This is a genomic window from Tsuneonella troitsensis, assembly GCF_001441535.1.
Lineage (GTDB): Bacteria > Pseudomonadota > Alphaproteobacteria > Sphingomonadales > Sphingomonadaceae > Tsuneonella > Tsuneonella troitsensis.
This window is the reverse complement of the sequence record NZ_LMAU01000006.1, coordinates 65,187-84,483: the sequence shown is the minus strand read 5'-3', so window position 1 is coordinate 84,483 and position 19,297 is coordinate 65,187. Positions and strand designations below refer to the sequence as shown.

Here is a 19,297-nt window from a genome sequence, read left to right as displayed (position 1 = left end):
CAGGGGATCTACTCCCGTGACGGCTTCCCCAGGGAACTACGAAGGCCCGCCCTCCCCCACGGGAAGGCGGGCCTTTCCTACGTCCGGGCAAGGCACTATCTTCGCCCGATGCTAGAGATCCATCAGTTCGCCTGCCTGTCCGACAACTACGGCTTCCTCGTCCACGATCCGGTGAGTGAGGAGACGGTCTGCATCGATACGCCCGATGGCGAGGCCTACATGCGCGAGGCCGCCGCGAAAGGCTGGCAGATCACCCAGATCTGGAACACGCACTGGCACCCGGACCATGCCGGCGGCAACGCGGCGATCAAGGCGGCGACCGGCTGCACCATCGTCGCGCCGGCAGAAGTCGAGCGCATCTCGCCCATCGACCGCGTGGTGAAGCACGGGGATACGGTAACGGTCGGCGAGCACGAGGCCGCGATCATCGACGTCGGCGGCCATACCAGCGGCCACATCGCCTATCACCTGGCCGAAGACGAAGTCGCCTTCGTCGGCGACAGCGTGTTCGCGCTGGGATGCGGGCGGATGTTCGAAGGCGATCCGCAGCAGTTCTGGGCTAGCCTCGAGCGGATTCGCGCCTTGCCTAGCCAGACGATGCTCTATTGCGCGCACGAATATACCCAGTCGAACGCGAAGTTCGCGCTACACGCCGATCCCGACAACCTTGAGCTGCAGCTCTATGTGCAGGAAATCGGCGATCGCCGTGCCCGGCGCGAGCCTACGGTCCCCACCAAGCTCGAACGTGAGCTGCTGACCAACCCGTTCCTGCGCGCGGACCGCGAGGACCTGCGCAATCGCTGGGGCGGCACGACGGCGGCCGAGACATTCGCCAAGCTGCGCGCAGCCAAGGACAGTTTCTGATCGTGGCCATCCGCGGCTTCCACGCGCACATCTATTTCGATCCGCCGGAACTGGACCGGGCGAAGGCATTCGCCGAGGCCGCCCGCGCCGAATTCGGCTGTCCGGTGGGTCATTTTCACTCCGCTCCCGTCGGGCCGCACCCGCGCGGATCCTGTCAACTGTCGCTGCGACCCGAGCAGTTCGCCCGCTTCGCCGTGTGGGCTCCGGAGGCGCGCGGCGAGCTGACGATTTTCGCCCATGGCCTCAGCGGCGACGATCTGGCCGACCACACCCGCTACGTCGTCTGGTTCGGCGCGTCCGAGCCGCTCGATATGTCGATCTTTAACTGACGTGAAGGCGCTTCGGGTCGATCGCCTGTCGGAAGACCTGTCGGGCGTTTCGCTTGTCGACCTGCCCCTGCCCACTCGCGCACCGGGCGAAGTGCTGGTGCGGGTCCGCGCCGCATCGCTCAACTATCCCGACCTCCTGATGACCCGGGGCGAATACCAGTTCCGCCCGGACCCGCCGTTCACCAGCGGAATGGAACTGGCCGGCGAGGTGGTCGAGGCGGACGCGGACGCGCCGTTCGCGGTCGGCGACAGGGTGATGGGCGGCGCGAAGACCGGGGCATTCGCAGATTTCGCGAGTGTCCCCGCCCGATCGCTGCGGCCCATTCCCGATGGGCTGGACTCCGTCACGGCCGGCGCCCTCGGGACGACATACGTCACCGCTTACACCGCGCTTGTCGAACTGGGCGGGCTGAGGTCCGGCCAATGGGTATTGGTTCACGGGGCAAGCGGCGGAGTCGGACTCGCCGCCTGCGACCTGGCGCGGGCGCTTGGCGCGCGAGTGATCGCCGCGACGCACGATCCGTCGAAAGTCGACGCGATCCGGGAGGCAGCCGCACCCGATGCCGTCATCGTCAATCGCGGCCGGTTTCGCGAGCAAGTGGCCGCTCTGACTGGCGGCGCGCTGTGCGACCTCGTCCTAGACCCGGTGGGCGGCGACGTGTTCGACGAAAGCACGCGCTGCGTGGCGTTCGGCGGAAAGCTGCTCGTCGTCGGGTTCGTCGCAGGCCGCATCCCGGACCTCGCGGTGAACATACCTCTCATCAAAGGCTTCTCGGTCGTGGGCGTCCGCGCTGGCGAATACGCGCGGCGGTTTCCCGACCGCGGTGCCCGGATAGCCAGCGAGGTTTCGCGCCTGGCCGCCCAGGGATCGATCCGACCTGTTATCGATCGCGTCTTACCGCTCGACCGCTGGCGCGAAGGGTTCGACGCCATGGCGTCGGGTGAACTGGTGGGGAAGGTCGTCTTCGAGACCTAACGGGGATAAGGCGCGCCCTTGAGCAGGCCCGCGAGGTGCGCCGCGTTCGCCGCCACCATACCCGCAGTCTGGCTCACCTTGCGGGGCCGATGCTCCAGGTCCTTGAAATCGGTCGAACCCATCGCCTCGCCGACCCAATAGCATGCCGCCACCGCCGGGATCGTCCACCCGGTATCGTTGAGACTCTGGAAGATCTGCGAACTGGCCCAGTGCGCGCCGTCCTCGTTCCCGACGATCGCCGCCACGGCGACCTTGGAATAGCTCGGCATCCGTCCCGCCTCGTCGGTTTCGGAGAGGAACGCGTCCATCCGCTCCAGCACCAGCTTCGCCACGCTGGACGCCTGACCCATCCAGATCGGCGTGCCGAATATCAGAATGTCGTGGGCCAGTATCTTGGCGCGGATTACCGGCCAATCGTCGCCGGGCCCTTCGTTCGAGCTGACGCCCCACGCCACATTGTGATCCGCGATGCGGATCGTCTCGGTGACCGTCACGTCATGCGTGGAGAATGCTTCGGCAAGAACGCCGATCATCGCATCGGTTGAACTCTTGCGCGAGCGGGTCTTTGTCAGCGAGCAGTTGAGGGCAATTGCGGAAAGGGCCACGGCGTTCTCCTGTCATCGACAGAAGAGCGCGTGGCCCCGTCCCGTGTTCCGAGAAAGCTCAGATGCCGGCGATAATCTCGTCGGCGAGCTTGCGGTCGGCGTCTTCGCCGTGTTTCTCCGCGATAAGCTTCGTGGCGGCAACCGTTGCCGCTATCGCAGCCTTGGCGCGCAGGTCGGCAACCGCAGTGCGTTCGGCAGCGGCGATCTTGTCGGCGGCCATACGTTCGCGGCGGGCGACGGTATCCTTCGCGTCGGCCTCGGCCTTCTGGAGAATGTAGTCCGCCTCATGCCGCGCGTTCGCGAGCATGGCCTCGGCATCCTTTTCGGCGCCGGCGACCTTAGCGGCATACTCCGCCCGGAGTTGCTCGGCCTCGGCGCGCAAGGCCTTCGCTTCGTCGAGTTGCTGGCGGATCGCGGCGATCTTGTCGTCGATGCCGCGGGTGATGGCGCCGGGCACCTTCTTCCACACCATGATCAGCACGAGCACCAGCATGGCCAGCGCCACGATTTGGTACGGAGCGAGCCCGAACAGTTCGGGCTGGAGGTGCGTCGCCGCACCACCGTGGCCCGACTCGGTCACGGTATCGGCAGCCGTCGTCGCGATGACTTCGGGAAGCGGATTAGCCATGGACGAGTGCCTCCTTGACCGCCTTGGCGGCGGCGGGCTTGGTTACCTTCACCCCGGCCAGCCGCGCGACGATGTCCTGCGCGGCTTCGGCCGCGACATCCTCGATTTCGGTCAGGGCCGACGCGCGTGCCGCGCCGATGCGCGCCTCCGCCTCGGCCAGGCGAACGTCGATCGATTGTTGTACCTCGGCAAGCCGCGCCTCGGTCTTGGCCGCACCATCGGCCTTGGCCTGGGCCAGGACGGCCTGAGCGGCTGCGCGATTTTCGTTCTCGCGAGTCCGCCAGGCTTCTTCCTGCCGATCGGCCTCGTCCCGCGCAGCCTGGGCGGCGGCGAGGTCGGAAGCGATCTGCGCGTCGCGCGCGTCCACCGTCGCCATCACCCGCGGGACCATGCCCCGGCCGATGACGAAGAAGGTGAAGCCGAAGAAGATCAGCAGCCAGAAGATCTGGCTCGAATAGGTTTCGGCAAGCTGGGCTATCTGTGGCATCGCGCGCTCTGTATCTGCGTCACCGACCGGGCACGGTGGCCCGGTCGGCGATCACTATCGGGTGTCAGGCGACGAAAATCAGGATCATCGCGACGACGAACGCCAGCAGACCGAGAAGTTCGGCCGCAGCGAAGCCGATGAACAGACGGCCCTGCTGGCCGTCGGCGGCGCCGGGGTTGCGCAGCGCGCTCTCGAGGAACGAACCGAAGACGTTACCCACGCCGATGGCGGCCATACCGGCACCGATCGCAGCAAGACCCGCACCGATGAGCTTGGCGGCTTCCATGTCCATGATAAAACTCCTTTAAATTCCGTGTGTTGAAAAGGTGACTTAGTGAAGGTTCTCGGCATCGTTGATGTACAGCGACGTCAAAAGGGCGAAAACGTAGGCCTGAATGCCGGCGACGAGCAGTTCGAGCGCGCAGATGCCGATCATCAGGATGAAGCTGGGCAGGCCGACGAGCAGGCCGAAGCCTACGCCCGCGTTGGTGCCGTCGATCACGAAGCTCGACAGAACTTCGAGCAACACGTGACCGGCCATCATCGCGACGAAAAGTCGCAGGCCGAGGCTGAAGGGACGCACCATGAACGAGATGAACTCGATCGGGGCGATCACCGGGATCATCGGCAGCGGCGTGCCTTGCGGCACGAATAGGCTGAAAAAGTGCAGGCCATGCCGCCAGAAGCCGACAACGAGAACGATCGCGAACGACAGCACCGCCAGAACGCCAGTCACCGTGAAATGGCTCGTGAACGTGAATGGGTGCAGACCCACGACGCCCAAGGGTAGCAGGCCCAACAGGTTCGCGAACAGGATGAACATGAACAGGCTGAAGACATAGGGAACATACTTGCGCCCCGCCTTGCCGATGTTCGCTTCCAGCATGTTGTCGATGAAGCCGGTGAAGGTCTCCACCGCCATCTGCCAACGACCGGGCACCATCTGGCGCTTCAGTCCGCCGGCGACGAACAGCGTCAGCACGACCGTGGTGATGAGCATCCACAGCGCGGAGTTGGTGAAGGCGATATTGTAGCCCGCAATTTCCCAGCCCGCCGTGCCGCCAAGCGGCTCGATCGTGAACTGGTGCATCGGGTCGACCTTGGCTTCGGCTGCCACTGTGCGAAAGTCCCTGATCCTTGTGCGCGGCGGCCGGATATACGCCGGGTGGCGTTATCGGTCCGGACGCTTGCTTGCAGAACGGATGATATTCCTGAAGGCGACCACGATCCCGAGGGCGAGACCACCAAGCAGTCCCCAGGGCAAGGTTCCCGCCAGCCAGTCGAACAGCCAGCCGAGTACCAAGCCGCCAAGAACCCCGCCGAGCAGATCGGCCAGCGCCCGGTTGCCGCTGCGATAATTCGCATCGGCCCCCTGCACCTTCGATCCGGTGCGCTCGTCTTCCCGCTCGCGCGCGGCCTTCAGCCGCTCTTCGAGCGCGTCAATCCGCGCATCCTCGCCGATGGGTTCCCGTGCGGGCCTCTCGTCGCTCATACCACTCTCCTCGGTTAGGAAGCTTCCTCTCGGAAACGCCTTGAAGAAGGAAACGCGCGGCATGCGCGGGAGGTGCCCGCCGAGGGCGCCGCCCCCTTAGGCGGGGGTCCTTGGCGAGTCAACCGGCGGTCCGGCCTTCGTGCGAATGCCCGGGGGTTGAAACCTGCGCAGCAATCGTGAAGGCATTTTTCATGGCCAATAATTCGATCCCGTTCGCCGAGCGCCTATCGCCCGTCCGCGCGCTGTTCACTTCGAACTCTCGCGAAGGGGTGCTGCTGATCGGCATCGCCGTTCTCGCGATGGTAATCGCCAACTCGGCGCTGGGAGAAGGTTACCACGCGCTGTTCCACGCGCCGCTGCCGTGGACCCCGATACCCAAGCTTTGGAACGCGCACCTGTGGATCAATGACGCGCTGATGGTGCTTTTCTTCTTTGTCGTCGGGCTGGAGGTAAAGCGCGAATTGGTCGAAGGCGACCTGTCGAACCCGCAGGCACGCCGCCTGCCCGTGATCGCCGCTGTCGCGGGCATGGTTGTCCCCGCGTCGCTATTCCTCGCCCTAGTTGGCGACGACCCGCAAATGCACCGCGGCTGGGCGATCCCGGCGGCAACCGACATTGCGTTCGCGATGGGCGTCATCGGTCTGCTCGGGCGTCGTGTGCCCGGCACGCTGCGCCTGTTCCTGCTGACCGTAGCCATTGTCGACGATATCGGTGCGGTGATCATCATCGCCGCATTCTACACGCTGGAAGTCAAAGGAATCTGGCTGATCGCTTCGATCGCGGTTGCGATCGGCATGGCGATCATGAACATGGTGAAAGTCGACCGGGTCTGGGCCTATTTCGCGGCCACGATATTGCTGTGGTTCTGCGTGCTGAATTCGGGCGTCCACGCGACTATCGCGGGAGTGGTCGCGGCGCTGATGGTCCCTATGTACCGTCGCAACGGCAAGCACTTGCTCGAGAAAGTCGAACACCGCCTTGCGCCTTGGAACGCCTACATGGTCGTCCCCATTTTCGCCCTCGCCAATGCCGGCGTGGATCTGCGCGACCTCGGCCCCGCCGGAATTCTCGCGCCTTTGCCCCTGGCGATCGCCGCCGGGCTATTTCTCGGCAAGCAGCTCGGCATCCTGGGAGCGGTCGCCGCGGCGCACAAGCTAGGGATTGCGAGCAAACCCGAGGGCACAAGCTGGCTGCAGGTCTGGGGTATCGCGATCCTGTGCGGCATCGGCTTCACGATGAGCCTGTTCATCGGTGCACTCGCCTTTGCCGACAACGCGCTGCTGTACGAGCAGGCGAAGATCGGCGTTCTGATGGGCACGCTGGCTTCGCTGGTAATGGGCTACCTGCTCCTCCGCTTCGCTCCCGCTAAACGACTTACTGTCGAACAGGCGGAAGCGAAGGTGGAGAGTCAGGTCGTTTGAGTCGAGAATACCGGACGCTCACCAGCTGCCGGTATTCTCCATGCTGGCCCAGGGCTCCTGCGGCGGAAGGTGACCCTCCTGCAGCAGCTCGACGGAGATGCCGTCAGGCGATTTGACGAAAGCCATGTGGCCATCCCGCGGAGGGCGATGGATGATATGCCCGGCCTCCTGCAACCGCTGGCAGGTAGCGTAGATGTCGGCGACCCGATAAGCGAGGTGGCCGAAATTGCGCCCGCCAGAGTAGGCCTCCGCCGGCGAGCCGTCCTCAGGGGGCCAGTTGTAGGTCAGTTCGACTTCGGCCACGCCCTCCTGCCCCGGCGCGGCGAGGAAAATCAGGGTGTAACGGCCGCCCTCGCTGCCGAAGCGCCGCACTTCCTCAAGTCCGATGAGTTTGAAAAAGGACACGGTCGCCTCGGGATCGGCAACGCGGATCATCGTATGCAGGTATTTCACCATCAGGCGGGCTCCAGTGTCTTCAGCAGGGCACTGGATGTAGTGAACGTCCCGACTTTCGCCAGTGTCCCGCCTAAGTGATCCGGAGCGTTGGTAGCCCTGACGGACCTGAACTGATTCCGCCCGCATATCGGCAGGAGCGCTCCCAAAGAGCGCCCCTGCCCCGTTCGATCAGAAACTCCCGCCGAGCGAGAAGACCACGGCGTCGTCGGTGAAGCCGTCGATCGAAGGACCTTCCACCCCGACGTACGATACGCCGAGCGTAAGGCTGCCGAGCACGGTTGCACTCGCCCCGAGAGACCAGTCGAGACCAGTGTCGTCGGCTGTCCCGGCGAGGAGGGGCGGCGCCAGCACACCGTCCGTGTATCCAAGGTGCGCCGACAAGGTGATCGGGGTCTGCGGGAGGGCGGTGCTAAGGTCGGTCCGCAGGTAAAGGCTGTCGTTGCCCCCCAGCGAATCCTGGTCCCACGCGTAGTTAGCGCCAACCTTGGCAGTCACCGGACCGAGCGTGCCGGTGACCGTCACGTACGGCTCGAAATACTCGGCATCGAAGCCTGCGGCGTTGCTGGGATACGCATAATAGAGAAGGCCGACATCGAGGCCGACGCCTTCGGCGACATCACCGCTCCAGCCGCCGAACACATCGAGTTCGACATCACCGTAGAAATCGCTGCCGCCGTCGTCGATCGACGAGCCCCATGTGCCAATGTAAAAGCCGCTTTCGTGCGCAACGGTAATCCCGCCCTGTATGGCCGGATCTCCGCCCGAAAGTGATACGCCGCGGAAACGGTAGTCGGAAACGACGGTGACGCTACCGGTGACGGTGACCGGGCCGGCTTCTTCGTCCTGGGCGAGCGCGGGGGCCGCGGCGAACGCGGAAGTGGCAATAACGGTTGCGGCCAGAAGGCCGCGGATGGACGTAAGCATGGCAAACTCCTCGGTTTGTGCCTCGTCCCGCCTGCGCACATGCCGGGGATCCGTCATTATCGCGGATCGCCTTGCGGCTGATGCGCAACTTTCTTGCCTCTTGATGTTGCAGCGCACAAGAAAAAAATCGTCTTTGCCTCTCTGCGCGATTAAGTGTGGATTTTGTGCACCAGCCCCATCAGTTCACAGCAGGCTCATCCGTTGCCGTCTAGCCGCCCCTCGCCTATGCGGCGCCTCCAGTTCCGCAACATCGATTGCTCCGCCAAGCCCCATGTTCGAACCTCTGCGCCAACTGTTCAGATCCAAACCGTCATCGCCACGCGCATCGGTGCCCAATGGCGAGCGGGTCTATGCCATCGGCGACGTCCACGGACGCCGCGATCTTTTCGAAGCGCTTATTGACGCCGTCGAGCGAGACGATGCCGAATCCGGTTCTGCGCGAACCACCGTCGTCCTGCTCGGCGATCTCGTGGATCGCGGGCCTGACAGCGCGGGGGTGGTGGAACTCGCGATGCTGTGGCGATCTCGCCGCAAGGTGGAACTTCTCATCGGCAACCACGAAGAGATGTTCATCGACTCATTCGATGATGAAGGCGTACTTCGTCACTTCCTTCGCCACGGAGGTCGCCAGACGGTTCTGAGTTATGGCGTTCCGCGCGACGTTTACGATGCCGCCTCGCTTGGGGAACTCCAGGTCCTCATGGCCCGCGCAGTGCCTCACGCACATCGCGCTTTCCTGGGCGGCGCGAGGGACCATGTCGTGATCGGCGACTATCTGTTCGTCCATGCCGGAATCGCTCCGGAAATCCCGCTCGAACAACAGAAGCCTCATCATCTTCGCTGGATTCGCGAACCTTTCCTCGATTACGACTCGCCGCACGAGCATTACGTCATCCACGGTCACACGATCACAGAAGATGTCGATCTGCGGTCGAACCGCCTCGGAATCGATACCGGCGCGTATCGCACTGGGCGCTTGACGGCGCTCGTGCTCGAAGGCGAGAGCCGGCGCCTGATACAGGCGGTAGACGCCGGAAGCGGTATCGCCATCGAGAAAAAGGACTGCGGGGCATGAAGATTGCAATGGTCGGCTCGGGGTACGTCGGCCTGGTGTCAGGCGCCTGCTTCGCCGATTTCGGACACGAGGTAGTCTGCATCGACAAGGATCAGTCGAAGATCGACCGTCTGCACGCGGGAGTCATGCCGATCTACGAACCGGGTCTCGATGCGCTTGTCGCGAGCAACGTCAAGACAGGGCGACTGTCGTTCACGACGGATCTGGCAGAAGGTATAGCGGGTGCATCGGCGATTTTCATCGCGGTCGGCACTCCCAGCCGGCGCGGCGACGGCCATGCCGACCTCTCCTATGTTTATGCAGTGGCGCGGGAAGTCGGCGAAAGCCTGTCGAACGACGCGGTCGTCGTCACTAAGTCGACCGTGCCGGTCGGCACCGGCGACGAGGTCGAACGGATCATCGCCGAATCCGGTTGCTCGCACCGGGTCTCGGTTGTTTCCAATCCCGAGTTCCTGCGGGAAGGCGCGGCTATCGGCGACTTCAAGCGCCCCGATCGCATCGTCATCGGCGCGGAGGACGAATTCGGGCGCGAAGTCATGCGCGAAGTCTATCGGCCGCTGTTCCTCAACGAATCGCCGATCCTGTTCACCGGCCGCCGAACGAGTGAGCTGATCAAGTACGCAGCCAACGCCTTCCTGGCGACCAAGATCACCTTCATCAACGAGATGGCCGACCTGTGCGAGAAAGTCGGCGCCGACGTACAGGACGTCGCGCGCGGGATCGGCATGGATGGCCGCATCGGAGCCAAGTTCCTGCACGCCGGTCCGGGGTATGGCGGAAGCTGCTTCCCCAAGGACACCTTGGCGTTGATCAAGACCGCCGAGGATGCCGGAGCGCCGACGCGGATCGTCGAGGCGGTCGTCAAGGTCAATGACAGCCGCAAGCGGGCGATGGGCCGCAAGGTGATCGACGCGCTGGGCGGTCCCGACGCCGCTCGCGGCAAGAAAGTCGCCCTGCTCGGGCTGACCTTCAAGCCCAACACCGACGATATGCGAGACAGCCCGGCGATCGCGATCGCTCAGGCGCTGATCGACAACGGAGTTTCTGTCGCGGCCTACGATCCCGAAGGCATGGAGATCGCCGCGCCGCTGATGCCCGGCGTAACGATGTGCGACAGTCCTTACACGGCGCTCGACGGCGCCGATGCGGCCGCCATCGTGACGGAGTGGGACGCCTTCCGCGCGCTCGATCTCGCGCGGGTCAAGGAACGGATGAACGCCCCTGTTCTCGTCGATCTGCGGAACATCTACCGCCCGGCCGACGTGCGGGCCGCCGGCTTTGCCTACAGCAGCATCGGGCGCGCATAGCTCCCCGAATTGAGGGCGGGCGCGAACCTCGGTCCGCGCCCGCCTTCGATCACTTGCCGGCGAGTTCGCGAACCAGTGCGGGCGCAGGGTAGATTTTCTCGAGCGCTTCCTGCACCGCATCGGTCGAAACCACGACGGTCCGGTTCAGCACCGGATCGTAGCCATAGTTGCCGCCCAGCGAGTGGATGTTCCCGTCGAACGCAGCGCCGATCACGGTTCCGGCACGGTCGATCACCGGCGAACCCGAATTGCCGCCGATGATGTCATTGGTCGTGACGAAATCGAACGTAGCATTGGGGTCGATCTTCGACTTTGCCGCAACGAAGCCGGGAGCCGCATCATAAGGCGCGTTGCCGGTGGCCCGCTCGAACATGCCGGCCATCGTCGTCTGGTACGGAACCTGCTCGCCGCGCTCGGTCCACCCGGCGACCTTGCCGTAGCTGATGCGCAGCGTGAACGTGGCATCGGGATACAGCGTGTCGCCGTAAGCGGCAAAGCGTGCGTCGGACAGCTTTGCGCCAGCGATGGCGAGCGGACCGCTGTAGACGGCATCGGTCTTCGCGCGCAGTTCGCGCTGACGATCGGCCAGGCGAAGCGCATAGACGATCATCGGATCGTCAGACGCCTTGATCGCCTTCATGCCGCCGTCCCACAGTGCCTTGCGAACCGCCGGGTCAGCCATCTTGGTGCCGGATACGAGCGATTCGGCGAGACCTTCGGGGCTCGCCTTGCCGAGCAGCAACTTGGTGTCCGGATCGTCGGCACCCAAATATTCGCGCGCCTTCGACAGGCTCCATTCCAGCGTCAGCTTGTCGAGCCAGGGATAGACCGGGCGGGCGTCGAGCACGCGCTTCTCGGTCAGCGGCAGGCTGCTGTCGGTGTAGCCGGGCAGGCGCTCGCCGTTCGGCTTTTCACGCTCTTGCGCCGCAAACACCAGCGTCTGGGCGTAACCTAGCAGGTCGCTCGAAGGCTGCATGAAACGCGACGGGTAATAGAGCGAACGATAGGCCGAGACCGCGGAATCGACCTCGGTCCACGGATCGCCGAGCGCGGCGTTGCGCGCGCTCTTGGCCTTGAGGTCGGCCTCGGCCGCAGCCAGCTTGCCGGTAAAGGCAGGGTCGTTGAGTGCCTTCGTGCGCCCGATGAACACCTTGAGGCTGTTTTCTATACCGTTGAGGGTATCGAGGCCTTCGCGCTCCTTCTCGGGGCTTTCCTGCATCGCCTGGATCAGACGTCCGCGCAGCTCCGACGTGGTCGCGACCGTCACCGGCAGACGCACTTCGCGCTCAAAGGCGAGCTGGCTGCCGGTCCACAGGCGGCTGGTCGAGCCGGGATTGCCGACCACGAACGTGGCTTCGCCGGCCTTGGGCGCGCGCGGGTTCCACTTGAGGTGCTGCGGCGTCGCGACCGGCTGGCCGTTCTCGTAGGCGCGCAGGAAGGCCGCATCGAGAGCGTAGCGCGGGAAGTTGAAGTTGTCGGGATCGCCGCCGAACGTCGAAGCACGATCCTCCGGCGCCCAGGCCATGCGCACGTCGGAATACTTGCGATACTGGTACAGCTTGTACTGACCACCGCCGAACAGGGTGACGACCTGACAGCGTGTGGTTGCCGTATCGGTGCAACCCGCCTTCTCGATCGACGCGACTTCGGCGTCGCGCGCCTTGGTCAGAGCCTCGCCGGTCAGCGAACCCATCGCGCCCTTCACACGCGTGGTAACGTCCGTGATCGAGGTGACGACCTCGGCCTGCTGTCCGGGGCACTTGAGTTCGTCCTCGCGACGCGACGAAACGAAGCCGTCGTTCAGATAATCCTTCGCGGCGCTCGAATTGTTGGCGAGACAGGTTGCGATGCAGTGGTGGTTGGTGAGGATCAGCCCCTGCGGCGAAACGAAGCTCGCCGAGCAGCCACCAGTCAGGCGCACGGCGCCGCCGCGAACCTTGTCGAGCCAGGCCTGGTCCGGCGCCCAGCCATAATCCGCCTTCATCCGCTCGGTCGGAAATGCGTCGAGCGTCCACATGCCCTCGTCGGCGGCAGCTGGAGCGGCGGCGAAGGCGATTACGGCGGCAGTAGCTAGCAGCGTGGCGCGAACCATGATTCTCTCCTTGGTTTCCTTTGAAACCGCCTATGCCTCTGTTCGTCGCAAAGTCTAGATAACCGGCGAGAGAAAATTGCCAGGGGGCCTGTAAGCCGGGTTCTGTCCCGAAGGCGGTATCCCGTGAAGGACCGGCCGTTCGGGGGCAGCCATTCATCTCGGCCGTGCGTTACCGCGCGGCTCAAGCAGCCAACCCGGGTCTCTCGGGACGAAACGCCCCTGCTTTCGCGCGAGACCCCTATTTGGCCTTGCTCCGGGTGGGGTTTGCCGTGCGAGCGCTGTTACCAGCGCCCCGGTGCGCTCTTACCGCACCCTTTCAGCCTTACCCTGCGAACAGGGCGGTCTACTCTCTGTGGCACTTTCCCTACGGTCGCCCGCGGCGGGCGTTACCCGCCACCCTTGTTTCGTGGAGCCCGGACTTTCCTCGAACACTTTACGGTGCACGCGGCTGCCCGGCCCCCTGGCAATCCGCTATCTAGTCCGTCCCTGATCACGATCCAAGAGCAATCGGAAAAGGATCGCGCGCACTTGTCCATCGACCTCGCCGTCGATCTTTTCGGGCCGCCAGCGCCGCTGGAACGCTTCGACCGCCTTATGCCCGTCGGTGACGTCGTAGCCGAACCGCTCGAGTGCGAGGTAGAAGGCGGCGTCGTTGTCGAACGGATCGCCCGCCTCCAGCTTGTCAGGACGCGCCAGGCACAGCTTGTACTCGGCAAGCCGGTCCCACGGAAACAGCTCGCCCGGATCGATCTTGCGCGCGGGCGCGACATCGGAATGGCCGACGACATTCGCACGCGGAATGCCATGTTCCTCGACGATACGCGCAAGCAGCGGCACGAGCGCCGAGAACTGCGCCTCGGAAAATTCGCGGTAACCCAAGGCGTGACCGGGGTGATCGAGCTCGATCCCGATACTGGCCGAATTCACGTCGCGAATGCCGCGCCAGAAGCTGACGCCCGCGTGCCAGGCGCGCTTGGCCTCGTCCACCAGGCGGATCACCTCGCCCGCTTCGCTGATCAGGTAGTGCGCGCTGACCTTGGCCTCTGGATCGGTCAGGCGGGCGAGCGCGGTTTCGGCATCGGCCATTTCGGTATAGTGGAGCACCACCATCGTCACCGGCAGGCTGCGCTCGTCGCAATTGGGCGACGGGACGATGCGATGAACCAGCTCGTCCACCCGTCAGCCTTCCGGCAGAACCGCGCCGAGGACGAGCGCCTCGTCCGACAGGACATACTGCAATCCGCCGCCAGCTTGCTTAGCGACCAGGGCCAGCATGTGCGCGGCAGCCGTGCGGCTGGACAGTTCACCGGGATTGAGCCGGTTCTCGAGTGCCCGCCCGATCGTTTCGTCGAAGGCGATCCTGGGCCCTGCGGCACGGACCACGATCTCGCTAGCCCCGCCGCGGCTCTCCGCGCCGACGTCGAGCGTACCGCCGCGAACCAGCGCATCCAGTCCGATCTGCGCGAAGTTGAGCAGCACCTTCACCGCGCCCTTGGGCAGACGGTCGGCGGACAGCGCCCAGTTGAGCTCGACGCGCTTGGAATCGCCGACCAGGGCCTCGATCACCGATCGCGCTTCGTCGACCGGCACGCTCTCGCCGAAGCCACCCGCAGCGCCAAACGCGAGACGGAAGAACTTGAGCTTGTCCGCGCTGGTCCGCGCGCTCTGTTCGAGCAGTTCGAAGCACCGCTGGCGCATTTCGGGATCGCGCTCGTCCGCAAGAAGTTCAAGGCCGTTCGTGAGCGCTCCGACCGGCGAGAGCAGGTCGTGGCAGAGGCGCGAACAGAGCATTGCGGCGAGATCGAGTTGAGCGGTATCGTTCATTTAGGGAAAAGGCTTCCTGAAAATCTCACACCTGTCACGGTGTCACAGTGTCTTGGGATCGGAGCTCCGCGGGTCCCACACCTTGCGCAAACAGGTTTCGGTCGGGAGCGCGTGAAACGACATGCGCGCCGTCCTAGCGACCGGGCGGCTCGTAGGAAAGCGCTTCGAACCCTTCAGGCGTGTCGCGCCACCAGCCGACCCTCCCTTCGCCGACGATCGCCCACACTTTGCCGTCGCCGGTGGCATGCGCGCGGTCGGTCGAAGAAGGCTCGGGCGGGCCAGCGGGGTGGGAATGGTAGTAGCCCAAGACCTGGGGTCCGCCCACTCGCGCAGCGCGGTGTGCTTCGATCAGCGCCTGCGGATCAATCTCGAAGTGCGTTTCGGGCTGGGGGTGGACATTCCGACAGACGCGCACTTCTTCGATTTGGGCGCCATTCCCCAAGAGCAGGCCGCAGGCCTCACGCGGCAGCGTATTGCGGGCTTCCGCCAGCAGTCGCTCCACGTGCGCGCTTGAGACTTCGATGATCATCGCCCATCTCCCTAGCGATGGGGGATGCGGAAATCATCAACGGCACGCTGGCGAGTGCGGGCAGGCTCGACAAGACCTTGGCCGATGCAAGCGGACTTTCGCGGGAACGGATCAAGGCCCTGATCGCGGACGGCGCGGTCTCGGTTGCCGGAAAGGTCGCAGCCAGCGGATCCGCCAAGGTGACGGGCGGAGAGGCTTTTGCGATCGTCCTTCCCCCCCTCGCTCCGCTCGATACGCAGGCACAGGACATACCGCTGGTCGTTGTGTTCGAGGATGACGATCTCATCGTCATAGACAAGCCGGCCGGACTAGTGGTCCATCCGGCAGCGGGCAACCTCGACGGGACGCTCGTCAATGCCCTGCTGCACCATTGCGCGGGGCGGCTGTCGGGCATCAACGGCACCTTGCGCCCCGGCATCGTCCACCGGATCGACAAGGACACCTCGGGCCTGCTGGTCGTGGCGAAGAGCGACGCCGCGCACGAGGGGCTTGCCAGGCAGTTTGCCGATCACTCGATCGAACGGACCTATCTCGCGGTGACGGGCGGCCAACCGAAGCCGCCTTCGGGGACCATATCATCCCGAATCGGTCGCTCCGACGCCGATCGCAAGAAGATGGCGGTGCTTCACGACAAGTCGCCGCGCGGCAAGCACGCGGTCACCCACTATCGCACCTTGCAGACATTCGCTCACGCCGCGCTGATAGAATGCCGGCTCGAAACCGGGCGCACGCATCAGGTCAGGGTTCACCTTGCGTCAATCGGCAATTCGTTATTGGGAGACCCTGTGTACGGACGAACGCCCGCTCCCTTGCGCCCCGTTCTCGCGGACCTCGAATTCCGCCGACAGGCGCTTCATGCGGCAAGCCTGGGGTTCGTGCACCCGGTCACTGGTAGGCACATCGTCTTCGTAAGCGAACTGCCCACCGAGATGGCGGAACTAATCGACCGGATAGCACATTGATATCGACGAAAAGCACTGCGCTTGGCAGTGCAGATATCCTATATGGATCGAAGCGTGCCCCGAACGCGAGATGCCCAGCAGGGGTCCCGGTAAATGGGGTGATGCAGGAAAGGTCAGGGTAGAAGTGAACAATACCAAGAAGATGTCTGTCCCGGCGCTCAGCGGTGAGCAGAGCCTCAACCGCTATCTTGCCGAGATCAAGAAATTCCCGATTCTGACGCCCGAGCAGGAATACATGCTCGCGAAGCGCTATGCCGAGCATGAGGACCCCGAAGCGGCGGCCCAGCTCGTCACAAGCCACCTGCGGCTCGTGGCCAAGATCGCCATGGGCTATCGCGGCTACGGCCTGCCGGTCAGCGACCTCATTTCCGAGGGCAACGTCGGCCTGATGCAGGGCGTCAAGAAGTTCGAACCCGATCGCGGTTTTCGCCTCGCGACTTATGCGATGTGGTGGATCAAGGCGTCGATCCAGGAATTCATCCTCCGCTCGTGGTCGCTCGTGAAAATGGGGACGACCGCGGCGCAGAAGAAGCTTTTCTTCAACCTTCGCCGGATGAAGAAGGAACTCGAAGCCTACGAGGATTCGGACCTTCACCCCGACGACGTGACCAAGATCGCGACCGACCTCGGCGTGCCCGAGCAGGAAGTGATCAACATGAACCGCCGCATGATGATGGGCGGCGACGGGTCGCTCAACGTCACCATGCGCGGCGCCGAGGAAGGCTCCGGCGAATGGCAGGACTGGCTGATGGACGACCGTCCGCTCCAGGACGAAACCACTGCCGAGGTCGAAGAGGCGACGATGCGTCATGAGATGCTGGTCGAGGCGATGGACAGCCTCAACGAGCGTGAAAAGCACATCCTCACCGAACGGCGCCTGACGGACAACCCGCAGACGCTCGAGGAACTGTCGCAGCAGTACGACGTCAGCCGCGAACGCATTCGCCAGATCGAAGTGCGCGCATTTGAAAAGCTGCAGAAGGCGATGCAGCGCATCGCCGGAGAGCGGCTGTTGCCCTCACCCGCGTAACAGTATCAGCGGGCGGGACTATCGTCTCGCCCGCTTCTTCCGCTAGACCGGGACCATGAACAGGTTCCCTTCGTTGGCTGCAGCGTGCTGCGCCATGATGCTGCTGGTCGGCAATGCGCCGCCCGGCTCGAATTCCGGCCCCGTCGACGAAGATTCCCGCAAGTGGTGGTCCCTCACCACCGAGCTGTCGACCGACGCAATGGAAGGGCGCGACACCGGCTCCGGGGGCTACGAACGGGCCGCCCGCCTCGTCGCAGAACGGATGGCGGCAGCAGGCTTACAGCCGCTGGGCGATAACGGGACGTTCTTTCAGCGCATCGCCTTCAGCGAGCGCGAGGTCACCGATGCCACCTTCACAGGCCCGAGCGGCGCACTGGATTTCCTTGGCGAATTTGTCGTGGCGCCACACGCCAACTTGCCGGAATATGCCGAGTTTCCGCTCGCATATCGCGGACATTGCGGAGCCGAAGCGCTGGGCGACGTGCGGGGCAAACTGGTCATCTGCCACGGTGTCCGCCGGGAAGGATTTCCGACTGTCGCGGAGCGCAGGGCGGCGCTGCGTGCGGCAGGTGCGGCCGGCATCGCTGAAATCGCCGATCCCGGCTTTATCGTCGAGCCGCCGCGCTGGCCGTTCGCCTATGCCCGCCGCGTCCTGCGCGAGGGACAGGACGAGGGCAGCGACACCTTCATCGACATGACGGTAAACGCAGACGCTCTCGGCAAGCTCGTCGATCAGGGTCGATCGCCAAAGCTCGTGTCGGACGGAGCAGCCGGCCTTCCCCTTCCTTCGTTCGATGGCGGTTCGGCGAAGCTGACATTCACGACCCGCACTGCGCAGTATTCATCCCCCAACGTCATCGGATTGCTTCCCGGAAGCGACCCGGCGCTGGCCGACCAGGCGACCGTGCTGAGCGCGCACCTTGACGGCTACGGGTTCGGCCGGTCGGTCGATGGCGATGCCCTGTACAACGGCACGCTCGACGATGCGGCCTATGTGGCGCTGATCCTGCATCTTGCCGAAACGAGGGAAGGTAAGGGCTATCGCCGTCCCGTCGTGCTGGGAATATGGACCGGCGAGGAGAAAGGGCTGCACGGATCGCGCGCCTTCGTGGAGCGTCCCACCGTACCGCTCGAAAAGATCGCGGGCGTGATTAACCTCGACCAGTTGCGGCCGATCTTTCCCCTCGACGTCCTTACCGTTCACGCGCGGACCGATACCTCGCTCGGCCGCGATGCCGAGGCCGTCGCGAGCGAGCGCGGAATCCGCGTACAGGACGACCCTGAGCCCGAGCGCAACCTGCTGCGCCGGACCGATCACTGGCCTTTCCTGCAAGCGGGAATCCCCGGCGTGAACTTCGTCTTTGGATACGAACCCGGAAGCAAGAGCGAGGCGATCTACCGCCAGTGGTATCGGACCGGCTACCACCGTCCGCAGGACGACGTGCACCAGGCCATCGACTGGAAGGCCGCGGCCGAGTTCAATCGCTTCTTCTACGCGCTCGTCGATCGCGTCGCGAACCAGGACGCACCGCCCGCCTGGAACCCGGCCAGCCCGCTGGCGCCCCTAAGGTAAGGCTGCGCGCACGCTTGCCCGCGCGAGTCGATACCCCTAGCAACCGTTCGCAATGCTCCGGTTCGCAAAGCTTCTCGCCAAACTGTTCGTCGGGTTCCTGGTGCTCAGCCTTGCGCTGGTGCTGGTCTATAGGGTCGTCCCCGTGCCGGTCACCGCGACGATGCTGTTCGATCCGAATGGCATAACCAAGGACTGGGAGCCGCTGTCGAACATCGATCGCAACCTGGTATCCGCGGTGATCGCGGCGGAGGACGGCAAGTTCTGCACGCACGACGGCTTCGACCGCGAGGCGATCGAGGAGGCGCTCAGGCGCAACATGGAAGGCGGCCTCATACGCGGCGGCTCGACGATCAGCCAGCAGACCGCCAAGAACGTGTTCCTCTGGCAAGGCGGCGGATACATCCGCAAGGGTTTCGAGGCCTGGTTCACCTTCCTGATCGAAAAGCTGTGGGGCAAGCGACGGATCATGGAGGTGTATCTCAACGTCGCTGAAACCGGCATCGGCACCTACGGCGCTGAAGCCGGTGCCCAACGCTATTTCAACCATTCGGCCAATCGCCTGTCGCGGACCGAGGCGGCGCGCATGGCCGCTGCCCTGCCGCTTCCCAAAGAGCGTTCGGTGAACAACCCCACGGGCTTCACCCGCCGCTACGGCAACACGATCGCCGCGCGCATCGGGGTCGTGCGGCGTGACGGGCTCGATACGTGCATCTACGGCTGACC

The 19,297-nt window shown here is 64.4% G+C and carries 22 protein-coding genes and 1 other RNA gene; 10 read left to right on the top strand and 13 right to left on the bottom strand.

Features of this window, described 5'->3' with window-relative positions:
* Positions 1-108: 108 nt before the first annotated feature.
* Genes gloB through AR323_RS12925 form a run of 3 tightly spaced genes read left to right on the top strand, consistent with a single transcriptional unit; the run spans position 109 to position 2,169 of the window.
* Positions 109-864 (top strand): hydroxyacylglutathione hydrolase, encoded by a 756-nt coding sequence (gene gloB / locus AR323_RS12935; protein ID WP_057884393.1) that lies wholly within the window; start codon positions 109-111, stop codon positions 862-864.
* A gap of 2 nt (positions 865-866) precedes the next feature.
* Positions 867-1,193 (top strand): DOPA 4,5-dioxygenase family protein, encoded by a 327-nt coding sequence (locus tag AR323_RS12930; RefSeq protein ID WP_057884392.1) that lies wholly within the window; start codon positions 867-869, stop codon positions 1,191-1,193.
* Position 1,194: 1 nt separating this feature from the next.
* Positions 1,195-2,169: an NADPH:quinone oxidoreductase family protein gene (locus AR323_RS12925; RefSeq protein ID WP_057884391.1), complete on the top strand. Its 975-nt coding sequence runs from the start codon at positions 1,195-1,197 to the stop codon at positions 2,167-2,169.
* Here AR323_RS12925 and AR323_RS12920 read toward each other — a convergent pair.
* From AR323_RS12920 to AR323_RS12895, 6 genes are all read right to left on the bottom strand, one after another.
* The gene (locus tag AR323_RS12920) at positions 2,166-2,774 is read right to left on the bottom strand and encodes a flavodoxin family protein (RefSeq protein ID WP_057884390.1); all 609 of its coding nucleotides are present in this window, start codon (positions 2,772-2,774) and stop codon (positions 2,166-2,168) included. The two genes, AR323_RS12925 and AR323_RS12920, sit on opposite strands and share 4 nt — an antisense overlap.
* Before the next feature lie 58 nt (positions 2,775-2,832).
* Positions 2,833-3,402 carry a F0F1 ATP synthase subunit B family protein gene (locus AR323_RS12915; RefSeq protein WP_083495436.1) on the bottom strand — a complete coding sequence of 190 codons (570 nt, stop codon included), beginning with the start codon at positions 3,400-3,402 and terminating at the stop codon, positions 2,833-2,835.
* The gene (locus tag AR323_RS12910; RefSeq protein WP_057884389.1) at positions 3,395-3,889 is read right to left on the bottom strand and encodes a F0F1 ATP synthase subunit B family protein; all 495 of its coding nucleotides are present in this window, start codon (positions 3,887-3,889) and stop codon (positions 3,395-3,397) included. Before AR323_RS12910 ends, AR323_RS12915 begins: the two co-directional genes overlap by 8 nt.
* 64 nt (positions 3,890-3,953) lie before the next feature.
* Positions 3,954-4,181: a F0F1 ATP synthase subunit C gene (locus AR323_RS12905; RefSeq protein ID WP_057884388.1), complete on the bottom strand. Its 228-nt coding sequence runs from the start codon at positions 4,179-4,181 to the stop codon at positions 3,954-3,956.
* Positions 4,182-4,220: 39 nt separating this feature from the next.
* Entirely contained in the window at positions 4,221-5,006 is a 786-nt protein-coding gene (locus AR323_RS12900; protein WP_057884387.1) for a F0F1 ATP synthase subunit A, read from the bottom strand.
* Positions 5,007-5,060: 54 nt separating this feature from the next.
* Complete coding sequence (locus AR323_RS12895; protein WP_057884386.1) at positions 5,061-5,381, bottom strand: AtpZ/AtpI family protein; 321 nt, start codon at positions 5,379-5,381, stop codon at positions 5,061-5,063.
* A gap of 191 nt (positions 5,382-5,572) precedes the next feature.
* Here AR323_RS12895 and nhaA point away from each other — a divergent pair, with 191 nt between their 5' ends.
* Positions 5,573-6,802, top strand: a complete 1,230-nt coding sequence (gene nhaA / locus AR323_RS12890) for a Na+/H+ antiporter NhaA (protein WP_057884467.1) — start codon at positions 5,573-5,575, stop codon at positions 6,800-6,802.
* Between the two features lie 18 nt (positions 6,803-6,820).
* Here nhaA and AR323_RS12885 read toward each other — a convergent pair whose 3' ends face one another.
* Positions 6,821-7,258 (bottom strand): VOC family protein, encoded by a 438-nt coding sequence (locus AR323_RS12885; protein ID WP_057884385.1) that lies wholly within the window; start codon positions 7,256-7,258, stop codon positions 6,821-6,823.
* A 168-nt stretch (positions 7,259-7,426) separates the two neighbouring features.
* Positions 7,427-8,182 carry a TorF family putative porin gene (locus AR323_RS12880; RefSeq protein ID WP_057884466.1) on the bottom strand — a complete coding sequence of 252 codons (756 nt, stop codon included), beginning with the start codon at positions 8,180-8,182 and terminating at the stop codon, positions 7,427-7,429.
* 271 nt (positions 8,183-8,453) lie between these two features.
* On the opposite strand from AR323_RS12880, the gene AR323_RS12875 reads away from it, so the two are divergent.
* A complete protein-coding gene (locus AR323_RS12875) occupies positions 8,454-9,257 on the top strand; it encodes a metallophosphoesterase family protein (protein WP_057884384.1) in 804 nt (267 codons plus the stop codon).
* The gene (locus AR323_RS12870) at positions 9,254-10,564 is read left to right on the top strand and encodes a UDP-glucose dehydrogenase family protein (protein WP_057884383.1); all 1,311 of its coding nucleotides are present in this window, start codon (positions 9,254-9,256) and stop codon (positions 10,562-10,564) included. The genes AR323_RS12875 and AR323_RS12870 overlap by 4 nt, the downstream gene beginning before the upstream one ends.
* A 49-nt stretch (positions 10,565-10,613) precedes the next feature.
* Here the strand turns inward: AR323_RS12870 and AR323_RS12865 are convergent, their stop codons facing one another.
* From AR323_RS12865 to AR323_RS12850, 5 genes are all read right to left on the bottom strand, one after another.
* Complete coding sequence (locus tag AR323_RS12865; protein ID WP_057884382.1) at positions 10,614-12,656, bottom strand: S46 family peptidase; 2,043 nt, start codon at positions 12,654-12,656, stop codon at positions 10,614-10,616.
* 75 nt (positions 12,657-12,731) lie between these two features.
* Positions 12,732-13,120, bottom strand: an RNA gene (gene rnpB, locus AR323_RS13305) — RNase P RNA component class A.
* 7 nt (positions 13,121-13,127) lie between these two features.
* Positions 13,128-13,766, bottom strand: a complete 639-nt coding sequence (locus AR323_RS12860; RefSeq protein ID WP_083495443.1) for an N-acetylmuramoyl-L-alanine amidase — start codon at positions 13,764-13,766, stop codon at positions 13,128-13,130.
* A gap of 69 nt (positions 13,767-13,835) precedes the next feature.
* Complete coding sequence (locus AR323_RS12855; protein WP_057884380.1) at positions 13,836-14,480, bottom strand: histidine phosphotransferase family protein; 645 nt, start codon at positions 14,478-14,480, stop codon at positions 13,836-13,838.
* Between the two features lie 133 nt (positions 14,481-14,613).
* Entirely contained in the window at positions 14,614-15,009 is a 396-nt protein-coding gene (locus AR323_RS12850; RefSeq protein ID WP_057884379.1) for a Mov34/MPN/PAD-1 family protein, read from the bottom strand.
* A gap of 17 nt (positions 15,010-15,026) precedes the next feature.
* Between AR323_RS12850 and AR323_RS12845 the strand changes: the two genes are divergently transcribed.
* The 4 genes from AR323_RS12845 to mtgA all read left to right on the top strand — a co-directional run bounded on the left by AR323_RS12845 (position 15,027) and on the right by mtgA (position 19,295).
* Positions 15,027-15,971, top strand: coding sequence for an RluA family pseudouridine synthase (locus AR323_RS12845; RefSeq protein WP_057884378.1), 945 nt, complete (start codon positions 15,027-15,029; stop codon positions 15,969-15,971).
* Positions 15,972-16,113: 142 nt separating this feature from the next.
* Positions 16,114-17,001 (top strand): RNA polymerase sigma factor RpoH, encoded by an 888-nt coding sequence (gene rpoH, locus AR323_RS12840; protein ID WP_057884465.1) that lies wholly within the window; start codon positions 16,114-16,116, stop codon positions 16,999-17,001.
* A gap of 55 nt (positions 17,002-17,056) precedes the next feature.
* Entirely contained in the window at positions 17,057-18,574 is a 1,518-nt protein-coding gene (locus AR323_RS12835; RefSeq protein ID WP_057884377.1) for a M28 family peptidase, read from the top strand.
* Positions 18,575-18,626: 52 nt separating this feature from the next.
* On the top strand, positions 18,627-19,295 hold the full coding sequence (gene mtgA / locus AR323_RS12830) for a monofunctional biosynthetic peptidoglycan transglycosylase (protein WP_057884376.1): 669 nt from the start codon (positions 18,627-18,629) through the stop codon (positions 19,293-19,295).
* Positions 19,296-19,297: the final 2 nt, after the last annotated feature.